We start from the raw sequence: 26,025 nt of genomic DNA, 5'->3' as shown, positions 1-26,025 counted from the left end.
TTTCTTCAAGGTGGCGATCAAAACCTGGTCGTGATGCCAAGGCCGATCGTGCGGCCGCGCGAGACCAGGACGGAGTTGATGTTCGCCGTCATATGCGCACCCTGCTGCTCCAGCCGGTCGCCGATGAGGTTTTCGCCGAACACGTAGAATTCCGTCTGGTCGATCTTCAGGCCCACCCGCGCATCGACGATGTGCTGGGCGTCGAGATCGAAATTGTTGCCGGTGTCGCCCGCGCGCTTGCCGACGAAACGGTAGCCGAGATAGCCGGTGAGCATCGGATCACCCGACATGTTGAGGAAGTCCGCCTCGCCCTGATAGGTGAGGCCGAGATTGGCCGACCAGAGCGGCACGTTCGGCACCTCGTTGCCGACCTTGGCCTGCAGGACGCCGCCTGCCGGGATGCCGGTGATCTCCGAATGCGTGAGCGTGACGCCGGCGAAGATGCCGAAACCGTTGTCGAATTCCTTGCGCACCTCCGCCTCGACGCCATAGGTCTTCAGGTCGAAGTTCTCGATCGGGAAGGTCATGGTCGCCGGGTCGAAGCCGAAGATCGCCTCGTCCGTCACGTCGTTGTAGAAGCCGGCGACGGCGAAGCTCGTGCCGCTGTCGATGAGGTCGCCCTTCCAGCCCACTTCATAGGTCCAGATCGAGGTGGCGTCATAGCCCTCTTCCGGCAGGCCGATCGCGGCATTGCCGGTAAAGCGCGGGAAGCCGCCCGCCTTGTTGCCGCGGCTGACGCTGCCGTAGATCAGGTTCTCGTCGTTGAGCTTGTAGCTGAGCGAGACGCGGCCGGAGAACATGTCGAAGTTGCGCGCGCTGTCCTGGGCGAAGCTCGCCACCGTGCCCGGGAAGCCGGTGCCCGTGTAGAGGGCATCGATCTTCTTGCGCTCATGGGTGTAGCGCAGGCCGCCGCCAATCTCGAAGCGCTCCGCGAAGGGCTGCGCCACGTCGAAGAAGATCGCCGAGGAGGTCGAGGTGAGGTTGACGTCGCGCGTGCCGTTGATCGAGGCCGACATGGTCGAGGTTCCGAAGGCATCTTCGTGGAAATCGTTATAGGAGAAGACGCCGCCGACCACCCACTTCGTCTCCGAATCGTCGAGCGATTGCAGGCGGACTTCCTGGTAGAACTGGCTTTCGCGCTGGTCCGTGACGTTGAATTCGCCGTCATTGGTGTAGAATTCCGGCGGGATGACCATACCGAACGCACCGAAGGTGGCGCTGTTGATGTAACCGTCCGAATTGTCCGTCCAGTTGTAGATGTCGTAATAGGTGAAGCCCGTCGTGGTCTTCAGCGCGAACGTCTCGAAATCGTGCGAGGTGTTCAGCGTGACGTAGCCGAGGTCGCGCCTGAACTCGGGCGTCTCCTGATAGGCATGGCTGTCGCGCAGGAGGTACGGATAGCCGGTGTCGCCGTCGTATTTCTCGTAGCCGAGCGTGAGCTTAACCTCCGTCGTATCGCCCGGCGTCCATAGCAAGGTGCTCTTGATCGCACCGACATCGAAGCCACCGATATCCTTCTCGCCGGGATGATCGTTTTTGACGTAGGCTCCACGGCCCTGGTAGCGCACGGCAAAGCGGCCGAAGAGCTCCTCGTTGATCGCGCCGCCGAGGATGAACTCGCCCTTGCGGTAGCCCTCGGTGCCGACTTCCGCGGTGATCTGGCGGATCGTCTCCGCATCGGGAACCATGCTCGTGATGTTGATCGCGCCGCCCGTCGAGTTGCGGCCGAAGAGCGTGCCCTGCGGCCCGCGCAGCACGTCGATCTGGCCGACATCGAGCATCTGCCCGCTTGCCGCGAAGGCCGGCATGGGCACGCCGTCGATGATGGTCGGGGCGGTCGAGTTGTCGGGCGACAGCAACGTCGAGAGCGTGCCGACGCCGCGCACGATCGGCTGGGCGGTGCGCGGGTCATCGCCGTAATTGGGGATCTGCAGGCCGACGACGCGGTCGGAAAGGTCCTGCACGTCGTTGATCCGCTCGTTCGTCAGCTTCTGATCCGTCACCACGGAGACGCTGACGGGCACGTCGAGCGGGTTTTCGGCGTAGCGGCGGGCTTCGACGGTGATCGCCTCCAGCGTGGTCGAACCATCGGCGGCCTGGGTCTGGCTCGTCGTCACGCGGTCGGTCTTGTCCTCCTCGCGCACATCCTGCGCCAGCGCCGAGCCCGCCGCCGCCATCGTCACCGTGAAGGCGACACCGGCCAGAAGTCGCGCCCGCCGGGTCGGCGCGCCGATCCGTTTGACGCCGGTCGCCGCATGGGTGCGGGTGAGGAAGGTGCGACGCGGTTCGGTCTGTGCGGGCGGCATTCGATACTCCAGTCGAATGGGCGAAGTTCACCGGCGCGGACCAAAAGACCCACGGTCGGCTTCGCTTCGCGGTTTGAAATCAAAGAAAGATTATTGTCTCGGCTCCGGCATCGCCATAGGGCGGGTTTATGCCGGCGGGCAGTTTCCTTATGCGTGCGGATAAATCTCGCCGCGCGTCAATTGTCCGGGCGAATAACCGAAATAGCGCTGGAAGGCGGTCGAGAAATTACTGCCATGGCGGTAACCGGCGAAGTGCGCCGCCTGGGTCACGGTCCAGCCGTCGCGTTCCAGCCCGTCGCGCGCCTTCTCCATGCGCACGTCATGGAGGAAGGCGATGACGGACTGGCCGTAGACCTCGCGGAACTTGATCTTCAGGCTGGAAACGCTGACGCAGGCCTCGCGGGCGAGCGAGGTGAGGCTGTGCTCGGCCCCAGGCTCCGACATCATCAGGTCGCGGATGCGCGCCATGCGCATGCGGTCATTGCCCCTGACATGCGAGTGCTCGTCGGGGCCTTCCCGGCCAGCGGCCTGGATGGCGAGGGCGACGACCTCCAGCGTGTAGCTTTCGACGAGCAGGCAGCCCACCGTGCCGCACAGTTGCGGATTGAAGAGCTGGCCGCAGAGCGCACTCATGCGCACGCCCGTGCCGAAGGGAACGATCTCGCTGTTGCGCGTGCGCGCATCGACGAAATCGGCGAGATTGGCCTCGGCGATCACCTCGGGCCGAAGCTGGATCAGCATGGACTTGCAGCGATGGCCGCGGCTGTAGCGACCGGTGGTACGCACATCGTCGGCGAAGGAGAAGAACGCGGCCTCGCCCGGTTGTAACACCATGGTCTGGCAGCCGTTGCCCGGATTGAACTCGGAGGGCCGCCCCTCCAGCGACAGCACGATGGAAAGCGAGCGCGGAAAGATCGCCGAATGGTCGCTATCGCTCAGCGCCGTCATCTGCGCGGTGCTGAGATTGATGCCCGTGCTCAGTTCGCGCAGCCCCAGCCAGCCCTCGAAGAGCGGGCTTTCGTCGTCACCACCAGCCTTTTGCGTCAAAAGCGCATAGTCGTCACAGAACACCATCGACGCCTTGGAGAAATCCCGCGCGGAAACCGCAGGGCGATGCGCTTGAGAATGATCCGACAATCCCGTCATCTACGACAACCCGTTCAAGGTGGAACCGCATGGAGCATAGACGAATGCAACCGCCGGATCGGACCACGGCCGCTCCGGCGGTTGATGCGCCGCCATGTCGCAGACACTATGTCATGAATTTGCATTTAGCAATAAACATGACAAAAAAACTCCAGATATATGGCCGGCCGGGAAGATCGGGCCGTGTCTGGCACTTCGCCGTCAGCCGTTTCCGCCGTGCACGTCTGGCGGGCGCAGCGTCGCGGCTCCGGCAAGGAGCACCTCCAGCTTACGCCGCCACCATTGTCGCGGATGGCTGCGCAGGACCTCCGCCATGGTGTTGAGCGCCGTGGCGATCGAAGCGTCGATCCTGCCCGCCTCGCTCCATGCGCCTGCGACCTTCTCGCCGAGCGTGTCGCCCTCCTCGCGCGTCTGCTGGAGGCTCTGCCAGGCGGAGACGCTTTCCGTCGTCATGTCGATGATCATGTCGACGACGAGGGCGGCATCGGACGTCGAAAAACCGAAGGCCTCAAGCCGGCGCACCGCCTCTGCGAAGGCCTCTATGCCGGACTGGGGGGTGTTGCCCAGCCGCCGCAGCACCTGTGCGAGGCCCGGATGGGTTTCGTAGAGGTCCCACACGGCCTCCGCCATAGTCCTGAGATAATCCTGCCAGTCCTGCGTCTCGGATCGCCAGTCGAGCCGGCCGATCGCAAGGTCGGCCGCCGCGAGCAGGATGTCGTCCCGGCTCCTGGCGTGGCGATAGAGCGAGGAATGGTCGACGCCGAGACGTGCGGCGATCCGCACTAGCGTCGCCCCGTCGAGGCCGATCTCCAGTGCCGCAGCCGCGATCGCCTCGCGCGAAATGAGTGCCGGGCGACCGGGACGGGCCTCTCCCTCCACGCCGCCGCGCGGCGCGCGCTTGCGTCCCGTCGTGCTCATGTCCTTGCCTCCGTCTCGTCGTCGCCGATCTGCCAGCGTGCCGCCCGGTTGCGCAAGCCCCAGAGGTGGGCATAGAGCCCGTCCCGCGCCAGCAGGCCGTCATGCGTGCCCTGTTCGGCGACCACCCCGCCATCGAGCACGACGATATGATCGGCGTTGCGAATGGTCGAGTGGCGGTGGGCGACGACGATCAGGGTGCGGTCCCGCGCAAGGCGGAAAAGGGCGGTCTGGATCGCCCGCTCGTTGCTCGGATCGATAGCCGCCGTCGCCTCGTCGAGCAGCACGACCGGCGCATCCTTCAGGATGGCGCGGGCGATGGAGATCCGCTGCCGCTCGCCGCCGGACAGCATTGCCCCGCCCTCGCCGACGCGCGTCTCGTAGCCATCCGGCAGCGCCATGATGAAATCGTGCGCCTGCGCTTCGCGCGCGGCCGCCTCGATGGCCCGCCGGTCCGCCCCCGGCCGGCCTTCCGCGATATTGTCGCAGATCGTTCCGGAAAACAGGTAGACGTCCTGGAAGACCACCGCGATGTGCGCGGCAAGATCCTCGAACGGCATCGCGCGAAGATCGACGCCGCCGAGCGTGATTCGTCCCTCGCCAACCTCCCAGAAGCGGGACAACAGGTTGAGCAGCGTGCTCTTGCCCGAGCCGGACGGACCGACGACGGCGACGACGCTGCGCTCGGGGACCGCAAAGCTGACGTTCCGCAGCACCGGCCGTCCCGGCACATAGGCGAAGCCAACCCCTTCGAAGGAGATGGCAAAGCCGTTCGGCCGCGCCGGTGTCTTCGGCTCCGGCAGGAGGGGTGCGTGAAAAATATCGTCCATGCGCGCCAGCGACGCCTCCGCCGTGCGCGCCGTCTCCATGACGTTGAGCATGGAGACGATCGGCGCGTAGAGCGTCATTAGCAGGCCGAGCACGCAGACCAGCGTGCCAGCCGGAATCTCACCCACGACATGGCGATAGCCCGCAACCGCAATGAGCAGGGGAATGCCGAGCATCACGATAGCGGCAAAGCCGACCATGGGCACGACGAGCGCCGCGATCATGCGCACCGAAACCGCATGGAACCGGTCGAGCGCGGCGCTAAAACCCGTCCAGCCGTCGGCGAGCCGGTTGAAGGCCCGGATGACCTTCATGCCCTCGACATAGTCGATCATCCGCGCCGCGGCCTCCGCCTGGGCGCCTTGCCGATCCGCCGCAAGCCCCGCCAGACGCCGGCTCGACCAGAGGAAGACCGGGACGGCGAGAAGGATCGGCGCGAGCGCGATCAGCGCTGCGGGCCAATCGGTCGCGAGGAGAAAGCAGAAGACGGCGAATGGCAGGCCGATCGCCTGGGCGATCTTCGGCAGACCATCGGCCAGAAAGACCTCCAGCATCTGCATATCGCCGGTCAGCGCCGTCACCGTGTCGCCCTTGTGGCGGCAGAGATGAAATCCCATCGGCAACAGGCGAAGCCGCTCCAGCATGGCCATTCGCAGGTTCCCCGCGACGAGATGACTGGCGATCCAGCAGTCGCGGGTCGCCAGCAGGCCGAACAGAACCTGGCCTGCAAGGGCGCAAAACATCAGTGCGCTCGCCTGCGCGGCCCATGCGGCGGTGACGGCGCGGCCCTCGGCGAGATCGGTGACGACCCATACGGCGACGGCGAAGGAAAGGCCGAGCGCGGCCGATTGCAGGAAGCGGAAAAACGTTCCCCGCAGCACCATGCCCCTATGCGGGCCGGTCAGGCCGAAGAGACGGACGAGGCTGCGAATATCGGAGCCGACCGTGGCGGAAACGTCATGCGCGTGGACGTTCATTGTGCCACCTCCGGCATCCTGTTTTCCATGGTGAAGGAGGCCGAACGCACAGCCTCCCAATCCGCCCACAGGTCGGCATAGAGGCCGCGCCGGCGCAACAGGGCGTCATGGTCGCCGCGCTCGACCACCCGGCCCTCCGACAGGACAACAATCTGCGACGCCGCCGCGATGGTGTGCAGCCGATGGGCGACGACGATCAGCGTGCGGCCCCGGGTGAGCGCGCCGATCCCCGCCTGAATGGCCGCCTCGCTGTCCGGATCGGCGAAGGCCGTCGCCTCGTCGAGCACGATGATCGGCGCATCCTTCAGGATGGCGCGGGCGATGGCGATGCGCTGGCGTTCGCCGCCGGAAAGTTGCACGCCGTTGCTGCCGACAGCTGTGTCATAGCCCTGCGGCAGGGCCGAGATGAAGCTGTCCGCCTGGGCTGCCCGCGCCGCCGCCCGCACCTCCTGCCGGCTCGCGCCCGGTCGGGCGATCGCTATGTTGGCGGCGATCGTATCGGAGAGCAGGAAGACGTCCTGGAAGACGAAGGCGATCTCGTCCATCAGCTGCGCCGTCGGGATATCACGCAGATCGACGCCGCCCAGCGTGATGCGTCCAGCGGCGACATCGTTGAACCGCGCGACGAGCGCCGCCGCCGTGCTCTTGCCCGAACCGGACGGGCCGACCAGCGCCGTGACCGCGCCGGCGCGCGCGGTGAAGGACACATCTCGCAGCACGATGCGCTCGCCATAGGCAAAGGAGACGTTCTCGAAGACGACGTCGCGGCCGGAAAACGCCACGCGACATGCCGCCTCCGGCTGGCCCGCCGTCGCCAGGAGGTCCTCCACCGCCCGCGAGGCGACGGAAATCTGCGCGAGGTGCTGGAATAGCGCGAAGAGTTTCATGAGGGGCAGGCTGTAACCCGCGCCGAGGATGACGAAGAAGACGAAGGTCGCGACATCCAGCGTGCTGGCCGCCATGAGCCAGAGGCCCGCCGGCAGGATCAGCGTGATATTGGCAAGGACGAGCGCGTTGAACGCCCCGCCGAGCGGCACATAGGCCCGCGTGATCTCCGTTTCGATGCGCACATAATCACGCACGGCGGCGGTTGCCCCGGCGAGGCTCTCGCTGCTGCGGTTGAAGATCTTCACCACCGGCATGCCGGCGACATATTCCACCACGGCGGCGTTCATGCGTGCGCTCGCCGCCTGGAACGCCGGCACCTTGCGCGCGGAGCGCAGCATGGCGATGCTGATCAGCAGGAAGGAGAACGGCGTCAGGAACACCGACGCGAGCGCCATGCGCCAGTCGACGGAAAAGAGCCAGGCCGAGACCGCAAGCCATGTGACGACCGCCCCCGTGCCCTCCGGAATGCCGTGCGCCGCGATCATCTCCAGACGCTCCGGTTCGTCGATGACCAGCGCCTTCGCCTCGCCGCCGGTACGGGTGGAGAGCCAGCCGACCGGCAGGCGAGAAAGGTGGGTGGCGACGGCGAGGCGCAGGTTGCGGATGACGCCGAAGGCGGCGGCATGGCCCTCGGCGACCGCAGCCGCCTGCGCCGCATGGCCGAGCAGGACGGCCCCGGCGGCAAGCCCCGCCGACGACAGGGCGGAAGAAAGCGACGCGGTAGCCTCGATCGCCGAAACGACGACTCGCCAGACGATATAGAGCGGGACGAACTCGAAGGCGGCGGCGAGCGTGGCGAGAAGCATCGACAGGGCGATGGCGCGCCGCGCGCTGCCGGCATGGTTGAGCAGCAGGCGGAAGCTCGAAAGGTAGTCCACCCGTTCTTGCGCGCCGGCCGGCCGACAGGTCCGTCCGCTCCGCGCCGTTTGCGTTTCGTCACACTCCATCAAGCACTCCCGGGCACACAGGCTGACGGCAGCACTAAACGGCTCGGCAACATTTTGCAACACGCTGTTTCAAATTATCCATGGCCCTGCTCGTAAGGCTTGTTTTCCTCAACGCTTTCAAGGCCGTAAATCGAAAAGCCCCGCAGGTGCACCCCGCAGCTAAACTCCGCATCCGGCCTAATTCGCTCCTCTGCGGAGCGGTCCATACCCGGCGCTTCATTGTTTAAGGGACAACAGACCCGCGACCGCCGGCCGGCGGCGCGTGAACGAGTGCCGGACTGCGGAGAACGCCGTGACTGTTGAGCCCGTTGCGATCATCGGAATGACCTGCCGGTTTCCGGATGCGCCCGACGTCGAGACCTTCTGGAAGAACCTCGTCGAGGGACATGAGGCGATCCGCCCGCTCTCGCGCGAGGAGATGAAGCACCAGGGTGTCGACCCGGCGCTTGCCGCACGGCCGGACTATGTGAACGCCGGCACGGTGGTCGCGGATGCCGACTGCTTCGATTTCGCCTTCTTCGGCTATTCGCCGCGCGAGGCCGAGCTGATGGATCCGCAGCACCGACTGTTCCTGGAGGAATGCCGGCGGTTGATGGACAGCGCCAACCTGACGCGCAGCGGCCTCAAGGTCGGCGCCTTCGCCGGCTGCCGCCAGAGCACCTACCAGCCGCTCCTGCCGCCGATCCGGGCGGAGGAGATCACCCGCACGGAAAGCTTCCAGCAGCTGATGGGCAACGACAAGGACTACCTCGTCACCCGCGCCGCCTACAAGCTGAACCTGACCGGTCCAGCGATGACGGTGCAGACCGCCTGCTCCAGCTCGCTCGTCGCCGTGCACCAGGCGGTGGAAAGCCTTTTGGCGCACACCTGCGACGCGGCGCTCGCCGGCGGCGTCGCCATCTCCTTCCCGCAGGGCGCGGGTTATTTCCGCCAGTCCGGCATGATCTTCTCCGAGGACGGCCATTGCCGGCCCTTCAGCGCGGCCAGCACGGGCATCGTTGCCGGCAATGGCCTCGGCCTCGTCGCCCTCAAGCGGCTGGCGGACGCGGAGCGGGACGGCGACACGATCCATGCCGTCATCCTCGGCTCGGCCGTCTCCAACGACGGCAGCGCCAAGATCGGCTATACCGCGCCCGGCCGGGACGGACAGCAGCGTGCGATCCGCGCGGCGCTCGCCCGAAGCGGCGTTTCCCCCGCCGACATCGGCATGCTGGAGGCGCACGGCACCGGCACGCCGCTCGGCGATCCCGTCGAGATCGGAGCGATCTCGGAGATTTATCGCGCCGCCGGCGCTGGCCGGCAGAACACGACCCTCGGCTCGGTGAAGGGCAATCTCGGCCATCTCGATACTGCCGCGGGCGTTGCAAGCCTTATCAAGGCAGTGCTTTCGGTGCGCGAGGCCCGCATTCCCGCAAGCCTCCATTGCAAGCCGGAAAATCCCCGTATCGACTTTGCCGCCTCCCCCTTCGATCTGGCCGTCGAAACGGCGGAATGGCCGGAGCGTTTCGACCGGCGCATCTCGGCGGTCAGTTCCTTCGGCATCGGCGGCACCAATTGCCACATGATCGTCGCGGCCGCTCCGGCACGCAAGGCATCGGCCGGGATCGCCCCGCCGCGGCAGGTGCTCGTCTGGTCGGGCCACGGCACGGAGACGCTGGAGGAAAGCCTTCCCCCCATCGTCGATCGGCTTGACGATGGCCGCCTCACCGCGCAATGCGCGACCGCCGCGCTGCGCCGGCAGCATTTCGGCCATCGCATCGCCGTGACCGGCCGGACGGCGGAAGAGCTTGCGGATGCGCTTCGGGGAGCAAAGCCTGCTAAGTCCGGCGGGGGCCGCACCGCCTGGATGTTCAGCGGCCAGGGCAGCCAATATGCGGGCATGGGCGCGGCGCTCCATCGCGAGAGCGCGCTGTTCCGCGACGCCATCGAAACCTGCCTCACCGGCTTCGCCGCGAACGGGATTTCCGATCTCGACCGCGTGCTCTTCGATCCCGGACGGGCGAGCGACCTCGACCGCACGCTCTATACGCAGCCGGCCCTCTTCAGCTGGCAATACGCCTTCGCCGAGATGCTGCGCGGCTGGGACCTTGCGCCCGATCTCGTCTTCGGCCACTCGGTCGGGGAGTTCGCGGCCGCGGTGACGGCCGGGCTTTTGCCGCTCGATGCTGCCATCCGCCTCGTTGCGGCGCGCGCCCGGCTGATGGAAAACGGCACGGAACCCGGCGCGATGATCGCCCTCTTCCTGCCCGCAGAGCAACTTGAAACCTTGCTGAAAAGCCATGCCGAGATCAGCCTCGCCGCCATCAACGGCCCCGGGCGCTACAGCCTGAGCGGCCCGGAGCGCGCCGTGACGACGCTCGCTGCCGATCTCGCACGCCAAGAAATCGCCCATCACCGCCTCGCCGTGAACCGGGCCTTCCACTCGCGGACCATGGAGGCGATCCGCGCCGACTTCAACGCAGCCTGCCCGACGCCGCAGGACGGTGACGAAAGCAGCATCATGCTTTCGACGCTGACGGCCTATGCCGTCGAGCCCGAAGAACTCGACGCCGCCTATTGGTATCGGCAGCTGCGCGAGCCCGTGAATTTTTACGGCGCGGCCCAGCGGCTTGCCGAATTCGAGATCGACCATGTGCTGGAAATCGGCCCCGACGGCAGCTTCTCGCGGCTGCTCCGCAGCATGGAGTTGACCCAGACCGTCGGGACCGTCGTCGACAGGAACGAAGCGGACCTCGCCGCCGTCGTTGCGGCACTCTACCGGCTCGGCTATGACGAACCGGTAGAGTCTCTTTATCGTGCGTCCGGCGCGGCGTTCGTCGAAATGCCCGCCATCCGCCTCGCCAGGAGCCGGTGCTGGCCGGATGGCAACGCTGTGGTGGAAGCGCGCAGCGGCCCGACGTCCGGCCTCGCGCCGCTGCTTTCGCCCCTTTGGCAACCGCTCGCAGGACGCGACAGCGGCTTCCACCTTTCCTTCGCACGCCCGCTGCCGCTGACAGCCCGTCCCCTGCACGCAACAGACAGCCGCGGTTTTCTCGGCCGCGGCGCGGTCAACCTCTCGCTCGAAGATGCGACGATCGACGCCACCTATGAGCCCGCCTCCGAGCCCGATCTGCCGGACGCCGCCTCGCTGCCGCTCGCCGCGTGGCTGACAGCCGCCGCGAGCGCCGGCAAGGCGATTTCGTACGGCTGGCTCTCGCCCCGCTGGCAGGCCGCGACGGACGTCAGGGACGTAGAGGACTCCGCCTATCTCACCGATGGGCTGCGCTGCCTCGCCCGTCTCGACCTCGTCACGCCGAAAAGCACGGAGGAAGACCAACCCGTCCAGCTCTGGCGCTGGCGCTGGCAGGAGCTTGCGCGCCTTTACCAGCAAAAGCTCAGCCGCTCGTCGATCGCGGCCGCCGAGGACTGGCTGATCGTCGGCGACAACGCGGTGGCAAGCGACATCGCCGCCATCGGCCGCTGGATCGGCCACAACGTCATCCTTCGCGATGCGCCGGTCGACGGCAATTTCGCCCAGGTGGTGGATTGCCGCGGAGTCGGCCCCGCCGGCGCGTTCGCCGATGGCCATGCCCAACTCCGAACGGCGGTGACGCGCGCGCTCGAATGGCTGCGCTACGGCCTCGCCCACCCGGTCTGCCGCATCGCCACCCTCGTCTCGCATGCCTGCGACCCGTTCGACGCCACGGCCTTCGGGCCGGACTGGGCGGTCATGCAGCTCTGGCGCAGCCTGCGCAACGAACAGCCACACCTGCCGATCGCCTGCCTCGACATCGGCGATGCCACGGACATCGAGACGCTGGCGGCCCATCTCGAACACCTGCACGATCTTGGCGCGGCGCTCGCGCTGCGGGGCGGAAAACTCTACGAGCCGGCGCTGGAGAGCAACCCGGCGATCCGCGACACCGTGCCGCTCGCCTGGCCGCAAAACCGGTCGACGCTGATCGCCGGTTTCGGCGCGGTCGGCCGGGAACTGGCTCTGTGGCTCGCCGATCAGGGGTGCCGCCATCTCGCAATCGTCCTCCACCGCGCGCCGGACGCCGCGCAGGACGCCTGCCTTGCGGCCCTTTCGGCCGCTGGCGTCACCGTCACCATGGTCGAAGCCGGCCTCACCGATGTCGAGGCCCTGCGCGGTGGCATTTCCGCGCTTCCCCGGCCGGTCGGCCAGGTGTTCCACACCGCCCATGCCGGAACCAGCCAGTTGCTGGCCGACGAGACCGCGGAACGCTTCGCCGCAGCCATCGCCGTGAAGGTGGCGGGCAGCCTTGCGCTCTACGAGGCCGTGGCAGACCAGCCGCTGGCGCTGTTCTGCCTGTTCAGCTCGGCCGCCTCGCTGCTCGCCATGCCGGGCGCGGCCTACAACACAGCCAATGCCTGGCAGGATTCCTTCGCCGCCCATCTTCGCGCCAAGGGCGTGCCGGCGCTCTCCATCGCCTGGGGCCAGTTCGCCATGGACCGGCGCGCCGACAAGCTGGAGCAGCTCGGCAAGACAAGCCTCCGCCCGATCCCCGCCGAGACCGGCTTTGCCGTGATGAACCGCCTCCTGAAGGACGGCATGAGCGGCCTCGTACCCATCTCGGTCGATCCCACCGCCCTCGCCGCCGCGACGGGCGGCATGCCCGCGACGCGCGGCCTGCTTCGCCCGCTGCTTGCCGCCGGGATTGCGCGAGAAGAGGAAACCGTGGTCGACCTCGCGCTCGGCGGCCTTTCCCCGGTCGAGCGCACTACGCGCATCGCCCACTATCTGCGCCAGGTCATCGGCAAGCGGCTGAAATTCGCCAGCGACGCGCTGGACGCCGCCAAGCCCTTGACCGAACAGGGTGTCGATTCCCTCATCTTCCTCGAACTCGTGCACGTCATAAACGGCCAGTTCGCCCTGACACTGCCGCCGACCGCCGGCTACGAGCACGGCACGATCGACGCGCTGTCGAAACACATCGCCGGCCTCCTCGCCGAAGGCGACGACATCGATTTCTCCAAGCCGCTCGGCAAGGGCGAGATCGAGATCGTCGCGCGCCCGCAGGAGCGCTTCGAGCCGTTCCCGCTCACCGACCTGCAGCAGGCCTTCTGGATCGGCCGCAGCGGCGGCATGCAGCTCGGCAGCGTCTCTTGCCACGAATATATCGAGATCGACCTCGACGACCTCGACGTCTCCGCGCTGGAGACGGCCTGGAACCGGCTGATCCGCCGCCATGAGATGATGCGCTGCGTCATCACGCCCGCCGGCCGCCAGCGCATTCTCGAAACCGCTCCGCACTACGCCATCAGGGAACGCGACCTCACCCGCCTCGCCGAGGCCGAGCGCGACGAAAAGCTCGGCGCGCTCCGCGCGCGCATGTCCTACCAGGTCTTCGACCCGCAGGCCTGGCCGCTCTTCGAGCTGACGGTGAGCCATCTGCCCGGCGGCCTGTCGCGCATCCATCTCGACATGGATCTTCTCGTCTTCGACATTCAGAGTTTTCGCGTGGTCTTCGGTGAGCTTGCCACGTTGCTCGCCGATCCCGACGCCGGGCTGCCCGACCTCACCCTCTCCTTCCGCGATTATGTGCTTGCCGAGGAGGCCGCCCGCCGCGGCCCGCAATGGGAGCGCGCGAAAACATTCTGGCTGGAAAAACTCGACACCTTCCCGGCCGCACCCGACCTACCGCTCCGCCGCACGCCGGCCGAGGTGACGCGTCCGACCTTCCGCACGCTCGACCATCGCCTGTCCTCCGCCCATTGGGAGCGGTTCCAGGCGCAGGCCGCCAAGCTCGGCCTGACGGCGAGCGGGGCGCTGCTCACCGCCTTCACCCATGTGCTGTCGACCTACAGCAAGGCCCCGGACTTCACCCTCAACATCACCTATTTCAACCGCAAGGCCGTGCATCCGCAGGTCATGGACATCTGCGGCGATTTCACCTCGCTGATGCTGCTGCCTGTCGCCGCGCGGGCGAGCGAAACCTTCCTTTCCGCCGCCCGCCGCACGCAGAACGATCTCTGGCAGGCCCTCGCCCACCGGGAGTTCAACGGCATCCGCCTGATGCGCGAACTCGGCCGCCATCGCCGGACGGGCGCCGACAGCGTCGACATGCCCGTGGTCTTCACCAGCATGATCGGCATGGATTTCGACGACCCCACCCGCGCCGACTGGCCGCTGACCAGCCGCCAGGTGTTCCAGATCAACCAGACGCCGCAGGTCTGGCTCGACTATCAGGCGACGGAATATGGCGGGGCGCTGGTGACGCGCTGGTTCATCGCCGACGACCTCTTCGAGCCACGCCTGATCGAAGGCATGTTCCGCGCCCATACGGATTTCCTCCAGCGCCTCGCCGAGGAAAATGGTCTCTGGGAAACGCTGGTGCCGGATCTCCGCCCCACGGAAGACCGCAGCCTCGCCGCCGGGCTCACGGTTGCCGGCGAACGGCCCGAAGGCGCGCTCATGCCGTCACTTCTCCAGCGCAGCGCCGAAGAGCGGCCGGACAATGTCGCCATCCTCAGCCCGCAGGGCGACCGAACCTATGCCGCGCTTCGCGCCGACGTAAACCGCCTCGCGCACCACCTGATCGCGCTTGGCGTCAAGCCGTCCGAGCCCGTCGCCGTTGTCATGGCGCGCCAGCCGGATGCGGTGCTCGCCGCGCTTGCGATCCAGGCCGCGGGCGCGTGCTACGTCCCGGTCAACGGCGACTACGAGAACGAGCGGCTCACCGCCATCCTGCGTGACCTCTCGCCCTTCGCCGTGCTGACGAGCGGTGCCGGCCCTGCCTTGCCGCCCGAATTCCGCCGGATCGACCTTTCGGGCCTTACCCTCGACGGACTGCCGGAAACGGCCCCGGCGCCACGGCAGACGGAAGCGGACCTCGCCTACATCATCTACACCTCGGGCACGACCGGCCAGCCGAAGGGCGCGATGCTCGACCATCGCGGCCCGCTGAACACCATCGCCGCGCTCATCCGCCGCCTCGGCGTCACCGAGGCCGACCGCACGCTCTCGCTCTCGGCCTTCCATCACGACATGTCGGTCTTCGACGTCTACGCCATGATGGCGACCGGCGGGGCCGTGATCCTGCCGGACCGCGAGCGCTCGAAGGACGCCATGCACTGGCTGGACCTCGTAGAGCGCCACCGTCCGACCATCATCAACGCCGTGCCGGCCTTCGTCTCCATGCTGCTCGACGCGCAGGCGTTGAAGGGAGCGGATCTGCCCGCCCCGCGCCATGTCACGATGGGCGGCGACTGGATTCCCCTTGAGCTGGTGCGCCGCCTGAAGGCGCTGTGGCCGGATTGCCAGATCCACAGCATCGGCGGGCCGACGGAGACCGCGATTGTCTCGGCCTATTACCACCTCGCCGCGCTCGACCCGGCGTGGACGAAAATCCCCTATGGTCGACCGCTGGAGAACCAGACCTGCCGCATTCTCAATCCGGCCGGGCAGGAGTGCCCGACCGGCGTCGTCGGCGAGATCTGCACCGGGGGCCTTGCCATGTCGCTCGGCTACTGGCGCGACGAGGCACGCACGGCCGAGCGCTACCGCCTGCATGCGCCGAGCCGCGAACGGCTGTTCCACACCGGCGATCTCGGTCGTCTCGGCGCGGACGGAGAGATCGAGATCGTCGGCCGCATCGACAACCAGCTGAAGATCAACGGCATGCGCATCGAGCCGAGCGAGATCGAGGCCGTGCTCGGCGAACATCCCCATGTGGCGGAAGCGGCCGTGGTCTATGGCGGCGCGCAGCTGAAGCAGTTGCATGCCTATTTCACCCTGACCGCCGACGCGCCCGCGCGACATGCCGAAACGAACGGCGACAACGGCTGGCACCGCGCGCTCACCGTCGGCGACTGGGCCTGCAACGACCTGCCCGACGATTTCGACCTCGACCGCTACGGCGCGCACTTCGCCGCCATGGAGCAGTTGAGCACCTGGGTCATGCTCGGCGCGATGCAGGAGGCCGGCTATTTCCGCAAGGCCGGCGACACGGCGCGGGAGGACGAAATCTCGTCCGCCCTCAGTGTGACGGAAAACCACGCAAAACTCTTCCGAAGCTGGCTCGACGTTCTGGAGGCGGACGGCTATCTCGACCGCGCCGGGGACGTCTACCGCGCCACGCCGCGCATCGCCAAGGCCGATGGCCGCGCCGAATTGCAGGCCGGCATCGCCGCCCGCGCGGCAGCGGGAGCGGACTACGATCGCCGCATCTGGTCGCTCTACGAGCGCTGCATCGCCAATCCGCGCGCCCTGCTCGACGGCACGCTCAATCCGCTCGAACTGATGTTCGAGGGCGGGCGCACCGATTTCGTCGAAAGCTGGTATCGCGAGAATCCGGTCTCGAAACACTTCAACACGGTGGCCGGCGAAACCGTGCGCGGCCTCTTCGAAGGCCACGATCCGGCCCGCCCCATCCGTATCCTGGAATTCGGGGCCGGTATCGGCTCCGTCACGCACGACATCCTGAAGGCCCTGCCGCACGAAAACTTCACCTACGCCTTCACCGATCTCTCGCGCTACTTCCTCGAAAACGCGCAGAATGTCTTCGCCGACTGGCCGCAGATGCGCTTCGGCCTCTACGACATCAACGAGGACCCGGCGCTCCAGGGACTGGAGCCGGCCGCCTACGACCTCATCGTCGGCGCGAATGTGCTGCACGACGCGATGGACGTGAACCGCAGCAGCCGGTTCATCCGCTCGCTGCTGAAACCTTCCGGCCATCTCCTGCTCGTGGAAGGCACGCGCAATCCGCGCTTCCAACTCGTCAGCCTCGGCTTCGTGGAAGGTCTCAGCCACTACGAGGACGAGCGGCTGGAGACCCATCTGCCGATGCTGGGCGCGCACGCCTGGCAGGCCGTGCTTGAACGGGCCGGCTTTGCGCGCCGCACAGCACTGCCGAAGCCGGGCAATCCGGTCGAGCGGATGAACTATCATGTCATCCTCGCGCAGAACGGCGATACGGCAACCGTCCTCTCCCGCGAGGCGCTCGACGCCTGGCTGCAAACGCGCCTGCCAGACTACATGGCCCCGCAACAATGGCATCAGCTTTCCGCCATGCCGCTGACGGCCAACGGCAAGGTCGACCGGTCGCGCCTCAGCGCCGCCGTCGAAAGTACGGTGCGCGAGGTCGAGCAGGCCGACGATCCCCTTGCCGAAGGGCTGCAAACCGCGCTTGCCGCGCTCTGGGGCGAGGTGCTGGGCCAGGAGATCGTCTCGGCCTCGGCGAACTTCTTCGTGCTCGGCGGCGATTCCCTGCTGATGACGCGGCTTTCGAGCCTCATCCAGCACCGCTTCGGCGCCGCGCCGGATCTCGCTTCGCTGCTGCGCGCGCCGCTTTTGAAGGATCAGGCGCGGCTCGTCGCCGATCTTCCGGTGGCGGAGGCCATCGAGGACGAAACCTTCGAAAGCGGGGTGATCTGATGACCGGCGCGGAACCGATGACGCTCGGCGAACTCAAGCGCCGCATGCAGGAAAGCCGCATCCGGCTGTGGGTGGCGGAGGGCGAATTGCACTATGCCGCGCCGCAGGGCTCGATGACCGCGACGCTGCGCTCGGCGCTCGGCCACCACAAGGCGGCGCTGATCGGCGAGTTGACGCAGGCCGCGCCCCTGCTCGTCGCGCGGCCGGACGCGCGGCACGAGCCCTATCCGATGACCGACCTCCAGCAAGCCTATTGGGTGGGCGAGCACGGCGGCTATGCGCAATCGGCCATTCCCTGCTTCTTCCACCATTGCCGTTTCGAAGCGATCGAGCCCGAGACCGTGCAGACGGCCCTCCAGCGCCTGCAACGCCGCCATGAGGCGCTGACCGCCCGCTTCCTGCCGACCGGCGAGCAGGTGATCCCGCCGCCCGGCGCGAACCCCTGCCGGCTTTCGGTGGTCGATTTTCGCGCGCTCGCGCCGGACGAGGCGGCATCGCGGCTCGGCGCGCTCTGCAAAGCCTATCCGGAAACGCTGCCGCCGCTGGAAAAGGGCCCGCCGCTCGCGGCCACGCTCGTCCGGCTCGAAGACAGCGACCGCCTCCTCATCGCCTTCCGCCTGATCGCGATCGACGGACCGTCGCTTGCCATGATTTTCCGCGACCTGCTGCGCTATCTCTTCGACGACATCGCCGGGGAGGAACCGCCGCCGAGCCTCAGCCACCGCGACTATGCGCTTGCCCTGAAGGACGCGACGTCCGCCGAAAGCATCGCCTACTGGGAAAAAACCCTGCCGACGCTGCCCGGCCCGCCGGCCCTGCCGGCGACGGGCGAAACGCCGCTCTGGTCGGATTTCCGCCGCCTTGCCGGCAAGCTCGACGCGGAACGCTGGCAGCGTCTCAAGAGCCGGGCGGCCGTTGAGGGCGTCACGGCCAACGCCGCCATGCTGGCGCTCTATGCCGCAGTGCTACGGCCTTTCGCGACGAACCCGGATTTCACCCTCAACGTGCTGGCGAACCACCGGCCCTTCCAGCACCCCGAGCTTTCGTTGATGACCGGCAATTGCTCGAACACGACGCTGATCGATTGCGTGGGAACGGGCAGCTTCGCCGACCAGGCGCGGCGGCTTCAGGCACTGATGGCCGAACGCCTCGCTCATGCGAGCGTCAGCGGCGTCTCGCTGATCCGCCGGCTGCAGCTTTCCGCCAATGCCGAGACACCCGCCGCCCCCTTCGTCTTCACCAGTGGCATCAGCAGCGGCCGCCCTGTCCTGCCGGACGAGCACACGAGCCGCTTCGAACTTGTCGGCAGCCACCTGCGCACGCCGCAAGTCTCCATGGACCATCAGGTCATCGAAAACCACGAGGGCCTGATCTATTATTGGGATTACGTCGCCGGTGTCTTCGCCGAAGGCCTTCCGGAAACGATCTTCGCCCGCTACGAGGCGGCGCTCATGGCGCTCGTCGGCGATCCCGCCGCATGGCTCCGCGACGATCCGGCGGAAGCAGAAGCGCCTACCCTGCAAGCCCTCGCCGAAGACCATCCGGAAGACCGCGCCGGCACGCTGCCCGACCTCTTCCTCGCAACAGCGCAGGCGAGCCCGTCGGCTATCGCGATCATCGACGCGAAGGGTGCGACCATCACCTATGCCGACCTGCGCCGGAAGGCCGAAGCGGTCGCCGCCGCGCTCCTTGCCCGAGGCGCACAGGCGGGCGACATCGTCGGGATCGCGCTGCCGAAAGACCCCGCCCAGATCGTCGCCGTCGTCGGCGTCAGCCTCGCCGGACTCGTCTGGCTGCCGCTCGACAGCCGACTGCCCGTTGAACGGCGCGACACCATCCTTGCCCACAGCGGCTGCCGCTGGCTGATCGCCGACGACACGCATGACCTGCCGGCGGATGTGCGCGCCATGACGGCCGATGATATCACGGCGCATGCGGGCGAAGCGGTCATCCCGCCCCGTTGGGAGCCCTCGGATCGAGCCTATGTCATCTACACGTCAGGCTCGACCGGCGCGCCGAAGGGCGTGGTGATCAGCCACGCCGCAGCACGCAACACGATCCTCGACATCAACAGGCGCTTCGTCATCACGGCGGAGGATCGCGTGCTCGCGCTTTCCGCCCTGAGCTTCGATCTCTCGGTCTACGACATCTGGGGCACGCTCGCCGCGGGCGGGGCCATCGTCGTTCCGGCGGACGGCGAATTCCCCGACCCGCAGGCGACGCTCGCGCTGTGCGCCCGCGCCGGCGTCACCGTCTGGAACTCCGTGCCGGCCCTCATTGAAATGGCACTCAGCGCCGCGCGCCGCCAAACCGCGCAGGAATTGTCGCAGCTGAAAACCATCATGCTCAGCGGCGACTGGATTCCCCTGCCGCTCGCCCGTCGTCTGCGTGCGGACTATCCCGAAACGGGCCTTTGGAGCCTCGGCGGCGCGACGGAAGCCGCGATCTGGTCGAATTTCTATCCGGTCGAAACGATCGAAAGCCATTGGACCTCCGTGCCCTACGGTTTCGCATTGGCCGGCCAGCAGTTGCATGTGCTCGACGCGCGCGGCCGCCCCTGCCCGGCCGGCGTCACCGGCGAAATCCACATCGAGGGTTTCGGGCTTGCCGAAGGCTACCTGAACGACGTGGCGAAGACCGCTGCGAGCTTCATCCGCCACACCAGCGGACGGCGGCTTTACCGCACCGGCGATCTCGGCCGGATCATGCCCTGCGGCGCGATCGAATTCCTCGGCCGCAAGGATTTCCAGATGAAGATCCGCGGCCACCGTATCGAGGCGGGCGATATCGAGGCGCATCTGACGCGCCATCCCGACGTGGACCTGGCTCTCGCCCTTGCCGTGCCGGGGCCGGACGGCGCACCCATGCTCGTCGCCTGCCACACCGGCGCAGCCAATCCGTCGATCCCGCTCGCCGCCTGGCTCGCCGAGCGCCTGCCGCGCTACATGGTGCCCGACCGTTTCGTCCATCTCGGCGCCCTGCCGCTCAGCGCCAACGGCAAGCGCGACCGCAAGGCCGCCGCTGCGCTCGTCGCTGCCGGCCTCACGCACACGGACACAATGGAAAAGCCGTCTCTCGGGGAAGCACTTGGCCCGCTTGCGAGCCTCTGGGCCGAGGTCACCGGCCGTATGCCGCTTTCGCCGGATGAGAATTTTTTCCAGAGCGGCGGCAACTCCCTGCTCGCCGTCCATCTCGCCCGCGCGATCTGCGAGCGTTTCGGCGTGGAGATCGGTCTTGCCGAGATTTTCCGCAAACCGACGCTCGGCGGCCTGCAGGCGGCGATCACCAGCCGCAGCCCCGCTGCCGAAGACGCCCTTCCCCAAGAAACCCGACGAGCCGCCTCATGACCTGCCTTCCCTTTTCCGACACCAAGCCGCTCGCGGCCGTCGATCTCTTCTGCCTCACCTATGCCGGCGGCAGCACGGCGATCTATCGCGACTGGAACCGCCTCTTCCCGGACTGGATTTCGGTGCGCGCCGTCGAATATCCCGGCCGCGGCACGCGCATGGGCGAGCGGCTGGAAAGCGACCCGGCCCGTCTCGCCGACCAGTTGCTCGCCGAAATGAGACCGCATCTTGTGCGCCCCTATGCGCTCTTCGGCCACAGCCTCGGCGCGGCGCTCGGCTACCGCATCGTGCTCGGCCTGATGGAGAGCCTGCCGCCGCTCGCCTTCTTCCCCTCCGGCCGGCACAGCCCGGATTGCGAGGACCCCGCGCCGAAGCGCGCCCATCTCGACGATACCGGCCTGCTGGAGGAGGTGCGCGCGCTCAACGGTTCGCCCCGCGAGGTGCTGGACAACCGGGAACTGATGACGCTGCTGCTGCCGATCATCCGCAGCGATTTCCGGCTCAGCGAGACGATCCGCGCCGAACGGGACGCCCGCCCGCTCGCCTGCCCGCTGCATGTCTTCGGCGGAACGGGCGATCCGGAGGTGCCGGTCCAGGGCATCGGGCGATGGCGTGCCGTCGCCGCCGGCGATTTTTCCCAGACGCTGGTCGAGGGCGACCATTTCTTCCTCCACCACGCCGACCATGTGCAGGCGATCGCCGACCGCATCGCCGCCGTGCTGGCCCCGCTCGCCGCGGCGCAGCCCGCCGCGCAGCGGCGCGCCTAGCGAGAGGAGAACGCGATGTCCCGCCCCTTCTGCCAGATCGTCGGGTTCGGCCCGGCCTGCATCAGCCTCCTCGTCAGCGCCGACCGGCGCGGGCTCCTGCCGGAACTGCTGGCGCGCGGCCTCGTCATCCACGAGCGGCGGGCAGGCGATGAGGAGTTGCTGCTCGCCGGTGCCAACTACGACATTCCCTCCAATTCAGACGCCAGCGACTTCCTCGACGGCATTTCAGGCGAGGGTCTCTTCGCACCGGTTCTCGACAGCGGCCCCGCCCGTCTGATCCGCGCCCGTGGCACGCAATCCGTGCCGCTCCAGTTGGTCGCGCTGTTGACGGCTGAGTTGCGCCGCACCTTTCTTACAGCTGCCGCGCGCCAGCCAAACCTGCATATTCACCGCGGCCATACCGCCCGGGAAATCACGCAATCGTCATCGGGCTGGGAGGCGCATTTCGACAACGGCCCCTGCGTCGAAAGCAGGATCGCCGTGCTCGCCGCCGGCAGCACGCCGCACCTTGCCCCCGATCTCCGGCGCGTCACTGGCGAAGCCGGCGTGCCACTCCTCCACTCGGAGGAAACGCTGCGGCCCGTCGACCTTCAAAATCTTCTGCCGGAAAACGCCCGGCGCATCGTGGTCGTCGGCGCGTCGCACAGCGCCTTCTCCGTGCTGCACAAGCTGATCGAGGCCCTTCCCGAGCGCGACGCGGCGCTGACGCTGCTGCACCGCACGCCGATCCGCCGCATGCACCGCAGCGCCGCGCTGGCCGAGGCGGCCGGCGAAACCTTCGATCCCGTCGCCGACGTCTGCCCCTCCAGCGGCCGCGTCTTCCGTTTCCAGGGCCTCTACACCCGCTCGAAGGCGCTCTACGAACAGATCCTCGCCGGGCGGCATCCGGCGATCACGCTCCGCCATTGCCTCGATCCGGCGGAGGCCGAGGCGGTGCTGCGCGAGGCCGACATCGTGATCGCGGCGACGGGCTACCGCCCGAACATCCCTCTGCTCGCCACTGCGGCGGGCCGGCCGATCCGCATCGGCCGCAACGGCAGCGCGGCGCTCGTCGACGCCTCCGGACACCTTTGCGATACGCAGAAGCGGGCCTTGCCGGGCCTCCTCGGCATCGGCCTCGGCTTCGGTCGCGCCCGCTCGGACATCGGCGAAGCTTCCTACCGGGGCGCGGCCGTCGGCATCAACATCTTCCAGGGTCCGGACGGCGACGCGCTCTGCGACAGCATCCTCTCGACACTCCAACAACAGGCAGGAGAACCTCTTGGCAAAGAGTATTCTTAAGGAATGGGCCGGGCGCTTCCGCAGCGAAGCCACCGGCGTTTCGGCGAAGACGGAATGGGCCGACCAACTCACCCGCGCCCGCAACGCCGGCCCGCGCATGACCAACCAGACCACCATCGACCCCGCCCGCCACGGGCCGGGCACGCTCGCCGTGCACGCCGGCACCTATAACGACCCCATCACCGGGGCCGTCGGCACGCCGGTCTTCGCCGCCACCACCTTCCTCTTCCAGAAGGAGAGCTACGAAGCCTTCGACCAGGGCATGATCCGCGACTACCCGATCTACACCCGCTACGGCAACCCGAACCAATGGGCCGTGCAGGAGAAGGTGGCCGCGCTCGAACACGCCGAAAGCGCCATCGTCTTCTCCTCCGGCATGGCGGCGATCAGCACGACGCTTCTCGCGCTCACCAACAAGGGCGGCCACATCGTCACTGCACGCGACCTCTACGGCGGCAGCTACAACCTGATGCGCGAGGATATGCACCAGTTCGGCCGCGAGGTGACCTTCGTCGATCCGATGGACATCGACGCGATCACGGCCGCGGTGCGCGACGACACGGAAGTGCTATTCTTCGAGACACTGACCAATCCGCTCCTGAAATTCGCCCCGGTCAAGGCACTGGCGAAGCTCGCCACCGAGCGCAACATCTTCCTCGTGCTCGACAATACCTTCCTCTCGCCCTGCTGCCTGACACCGATCGACGACGGCGCGCATGTGGTGATCCACAGCGGCACGAAGTATCTCAACGGCCATAGCGACCTCATCGCCGGCACCGCCGCCGGCAGCCGCAAATATCTCGACATGATCTGGGCGCAGATGCTGAAGCTCGGCGGTAGCCTCAACCCGCAGGATTGCGCGATCCTCGAGCGCGGCATGAAGACGCTGGCACTGCGCATGAAGGCGCATACGGAAAACGCCCTGACGCTGGCCGAATGGCTCGCCCGCCATCCCGCCGTCGCGCGCGTCTACCACCCGGCTTTGCCGGGCTATCCCTACCCTTGGGCGGCTGAATCGCTGACGCGCGGCAGTGGCGGCATGGTCTCCTTCGAGGTGAAGGGCGGCGACAAGGCCGGCCTCAAGCTGATGGAGAACCTGAAACTCGTCCATGCGGCGACCAGCCTCGGTGGCGTCGAATCCCTCATCAGCATGCCGTTCAACACCAGCCACAGCAGCCTCATCGACCGGCAGCGGCGCGAGGTCGGCATCAATCCCGGCCTGATGCGGCTTTCCGTCGGCATCGAGGATATCGAAGACCTCAAGGTCGACCTCGACCGCGCACTCGGCGCAATCGGAGACATCAGACAATGAAGAACGGCATCAACGTCGCCGCCGTCAGCGAACTCGTGCACGAAATCCGGAAAGTGCCGGGCGAAGGCGAGATTTTTTACGGCGTCGACCTCGAATGGCTCGGCGGCCTGACGATGGATATCCGCACGAAGCCGCTGCGCTTCGGCAGCAAGCGGCTCGGCCGGGATTTCTCCTTCCGCGTCAGCCACCATGACGATCCGAGCCCGGAGGCGTCCCCGACGCCGGCGGATTATTTCACCACCGGCCTCGGCGCCTGCGTCGCCAACATCCTGGTGCAGGGCGCGTCCTACAAGGGCATGACGATCGACAAGCTGCAAGTGGAGACGGCGACGCAGCGCAGCGGCGGAACCCTCTCCGGCACGGCCGTGACCGTGAAGCTGGAGGCGGACGGAAGCTGGCTGCAATACAAGCAGATGATGATGAACGTCGCGCGCTTTTCGCCGAACTACATCACCGTCACCCTGCCCAACCGCATCGACCTGACCTATCGCCACGTCCCCTCCGCCTTTCGCAAGAACGGCTCCACGGCGAACGGCGACGGCCATGCGTCGGCCACCGCCCAGGCGGGCTCGAACGCGCCCATCCATCTCGGCGTCGACATCGCCTGGCGCAACGCCACGCAGTTCGACGTGTCGCTGCGCGACCGGCAGTACCAGGACGAGCGCTGGTCGCTGCCCGCCCGGTTTTCGGTCGATCAGCCGGCCCCTGCGCTGGGGCTGAACGAGGCGCCCAACCCGCAGGAATATCTCTTGGCCGCCGTGCTCTCCGATCTCGCTCAGCAGCTCGTCATCGTCTGCCGCGAGCGGGGCAAGCCATTGCGCCAGCTCAATGCCTCCATGCGCTGCCGGCTCGACATGCGCGGCTGCTTCAACATCTTCGACAAGTCCGCCGTGCAGTTGCAGGACAATCACGTCGAGATCGCCGCCGTCAGCGACAACAGCGAAGAGGAAATGAAGGATTTCCTCAAGCAGGCGCAGGCCGCCTCCGCCTGCTGGCAGGGTTTCGTCAACGCGACGCCGGCGTCGCTTGAGCGAACCGGCTGAGTTCCGCAAGAACCGCCCCGAGGTCGCTGGCGTTTTCGCAAACGGCGACCTCGGGGACCAAATCATCGGCGGCGACGGCCAGCACATGCCCGTCGCCGAGCCGGCGCCAGACGCCGGAAAAACGCTCCGCGGGAAGCCGTGCCGTAAAACCCACCCCTTCCGCCGTCACCGTCACATTCTCCGGCGCAATGGCGAAACCCGCGCCATGCGCCTTCAGGGCCGCCTCTTTCGCCGTCCAGATTTTCAGGTGACCGATCGCGCCAGCCGACGCGATTTCGTCCGGCGCGAGGAACGAGCCGGCGATCTCCGCCCAAAAAGGCTGCGGCCGCTCGGCCTCCACATCGATGCCGATGCGGCCTGACCGGCATAGCGCCACGGCCACCCAGCCGCCACCATGGGAGAGGTTGAAATCGAGCGATCCGGCATCAAGGAGGAACGGCTTGCCGCCCGGCCGGCGCGAAAAGGACAGGTCGGCGGCATTCCGCCCCGTCGCCGCGCCAAGCAGCAGCCGCACGAGCCCATGCGCCGCGCGATACCGCTCCGTGTCCTCCTGTTTCAGGAAACGTCCCGCCTGCGATCGTTCCGCCGGATCGAGCACCGCGTCCGGATCGAAGCCGGCCAGAACGGCGGAAACGGGCATGGCGATGGCGAGACCCGCGCACAGCCATTCTCCATCCGCCACCTTCGACCACTCAAACATTGCGTCCAGTCACTCCGCCAAGGGCACTTATTTCTCCGCATCTGGTCGGACAGAAAGTGCCGGGCAAGCTTAGGATGCCCCCGTTCCGGAAACAAGGCCGGATCACAATTTCGCAAATTGAATCATCCACTTAACCGTGGAATGCAGACGTGTGCCCGATGATTGTCTCCGCCCTCCCAAAAATCCTCG

12 protein-coding genes are annotated in these 26,025 nt (G+C 67.2%); 6 read left to right on the top strand and 6 right to left on the bottom strand.

The window, feature by feature from the left end; translation table 11 throughout:
- Positions 1 to 17 precede the first annotated feature (17 nt).
- The 5 genes from AB3G45_RS01260 to AB3G45_RS01240 form a co-directional block, all read right to left on the bottom strand.
- Positions 18 to 2,306 carry a TonB-dependent receptor gene (locus AB3G45_RS01260; protein ID WP_367828840.1) on the bottom strand — a complete coding sequence of 763 codons (2,289 nt, stop codon included), beginning with the start codon at positions 2,304 to 2,306 and terminating at the stop codon, positions 18 to 20.
- A 147-nt stretch (positions 2,307 to 2,453) separates the two neighbouring features.
- Entirely contained in the window at positions 2,454 to 3,452 is a 999-nt protein-coding gene (locus tag AB3G45_RS01255) for a helix-turn-helix transcriptional regulator (RefSeq protein ID WP_367828839.1), read from the bottom strand.
- Positions 3,453 to 3,653: 201 nt separating this feature from the next.
- Complete coding sequence (locus AB3G45_RS01250; RefSeq protein ID WP_367828838.1) at positions 3,654 to 4,370, bottom strand: TetR/AcrR family transcriptional regulator; 717 nt, start codon at positions 4,368 to 4,370, stop codon at positions 3,654 to 3,656.
- Positions 4,367 to 6,172 (bottom strand): ABC transporter ATP-binding protein, encoded by a 1,806-nt coding sequence (locus tag AB3G45_RS01245; RefSeq protein ID WP_367828837.1) that lies wholly within the window; start codon positions 6,170 to 6,172, stop codon positions 4,367 to 4,369. Before AB3G45_RS01245 ends, AB3G45_RS01250 begins: the two co-directional genes overlap by 4 nt.
- Positions 6,169 to 7,938, bottom strand: a complete 1,770-nt coding sequence (locus AB3G45_RS01240; protein WP_367828836.1) for an ABC transporter ATP-binding protein — start codon at positions 7,936 to 7,938, stop codon at positions 6,169 to 6,171. Before AB3G45_RS01240 ends, AB3G45_RS01245 begins: the two co-directional genes overlap by 4 nt.
- Before the next feature lie 361 nt (positions 7,939 to 8,299).
- On the opposite strand from AB3G45_RS01240, the gene AB3G45_RS01235 reads away from it, so the two are divergent.
- The 6 genes from AB3G45_RS01235 to AB3G45_RS01210 are packed head-to-tail and all read left to right on the top strand — an operon-like array spanning position 8,300 to position 25,136.
- Positions 8,300 to 17,386 (top strand): amino acid adenylation domain-containing protein, encoded by a 9,087-nt coding sequence (locus AB3G45_RS01235; protein ID WP_367828835.1) that lies wholly within the window; start codon positions 8,300 to 8,302, stop codon positions 17,384 to 17,386.
- Positions 17,386 to 20,733, top strand: a complete 3,348-nt coding sequence (locus tag AB3G45_RS01230) for an amino acid adenylation domain-containing protein (protein WP_367828834.1) — start codon at positions 17,386 to 17,388, stop codon at positions 20,731 to 20,733. The genes AB3G45_RS01235 and AB3G45_RS01230 overlap by 1 nt, the downstream gene beginning before the upstream one ends.
- On the top strand, positions 20,730 to 21,500 hold the full coding sequence (locus AB3G45_RS01225) for a thioesterase II family protein (RefSeq protein ID WP_367828833.1): 771 nt from the start codon (positions 20,730 to 20,732) through the stop codon (positions 21,498 to 21,500). Before AB3G45_RS01230 ends, AB3G45_RS01225 begins: the two co-directional genes overlap by 4 nt.
- A gap of 15 nt (positions 21,501 to 21,515) precedes the next feature.
- Positions 21,516 to 22,781 (top strand): hypothetical protein, encoded by a 1,266-nt coding sequence (locus AB3G45_RS01220; RefSeq protein ID WP_367828832.1) that lies wholly within the window; start codon positions 21,516 to 21,518, stop codon positions 22,779 to 22,781.
- Positions 22,762 to 24,093, top strand: coding sequence for a PLP-dependent aspartate aminotransferase family protein (locus AB3G45_RS01215; RefSeq protein ID WP_367828831.1), 1,332 nt, complete (start codon positions 22,762 to 22,764; stop codon positions 24,091 to 24,093). The genes AB3G45_RS01220 and AB3G45_RS01215 overlap by 20 nt, the downstream gene beginning before the upstream one ends.
- Positions 24,090 to 25,136 carry an OsmC family protein gene (locus tag AB3G45_RS01210; RefSeq protein WP_367828830.1) on the top strand — a complete coding sequence of 349 codons (1,047 nt, stop codon included), beginning with the start codon at positions 24,090 to 24,092 and terminating at the stop codon, positions 25,134 to 25,136. Before AB3G45_RS01215 ends, AB3G45_RS01210 begins: the two co-directional genes overlap by 4 nt.
- Here AB3G45_RS01210 and AB3G45_RS01205 read toward each other — a convergent pair.
- Positions 25,099 to 25,836: a 4'-phosphopantetheinyl transferase superfamily protein gene (locus tag AB3G45_RS01205; protein WP_367828829.1), complete on the bottom strand. Its 738-nt coding sequence runs from the start codon at positions 25,834 to 25,836 to the stop codon at positions 25,099 to 25,101. The two genes, AB3G45_RS01210 and AB3G45_RS01205, sit on opposite strands and share 38 nt — an antisense overlap.
- Positions 25,837 to 26,025 lie beyond the last annotated feature (189 nt).

Origin of the sequence: Shinella sp. S4-D37 (assembly GCF_040812195.1) — a bacterium.
Lineage (GTDB): Bacteria > Pseudomonadota > Alphaproteobacteria > Rhizobiales > Rhizobiaceae > Shinella.
The sequence above is the reverse complement of the archived record's forward strand: the minus strand, read 5'-3'. Positions and strand labels throughout refer to the sequence as shown.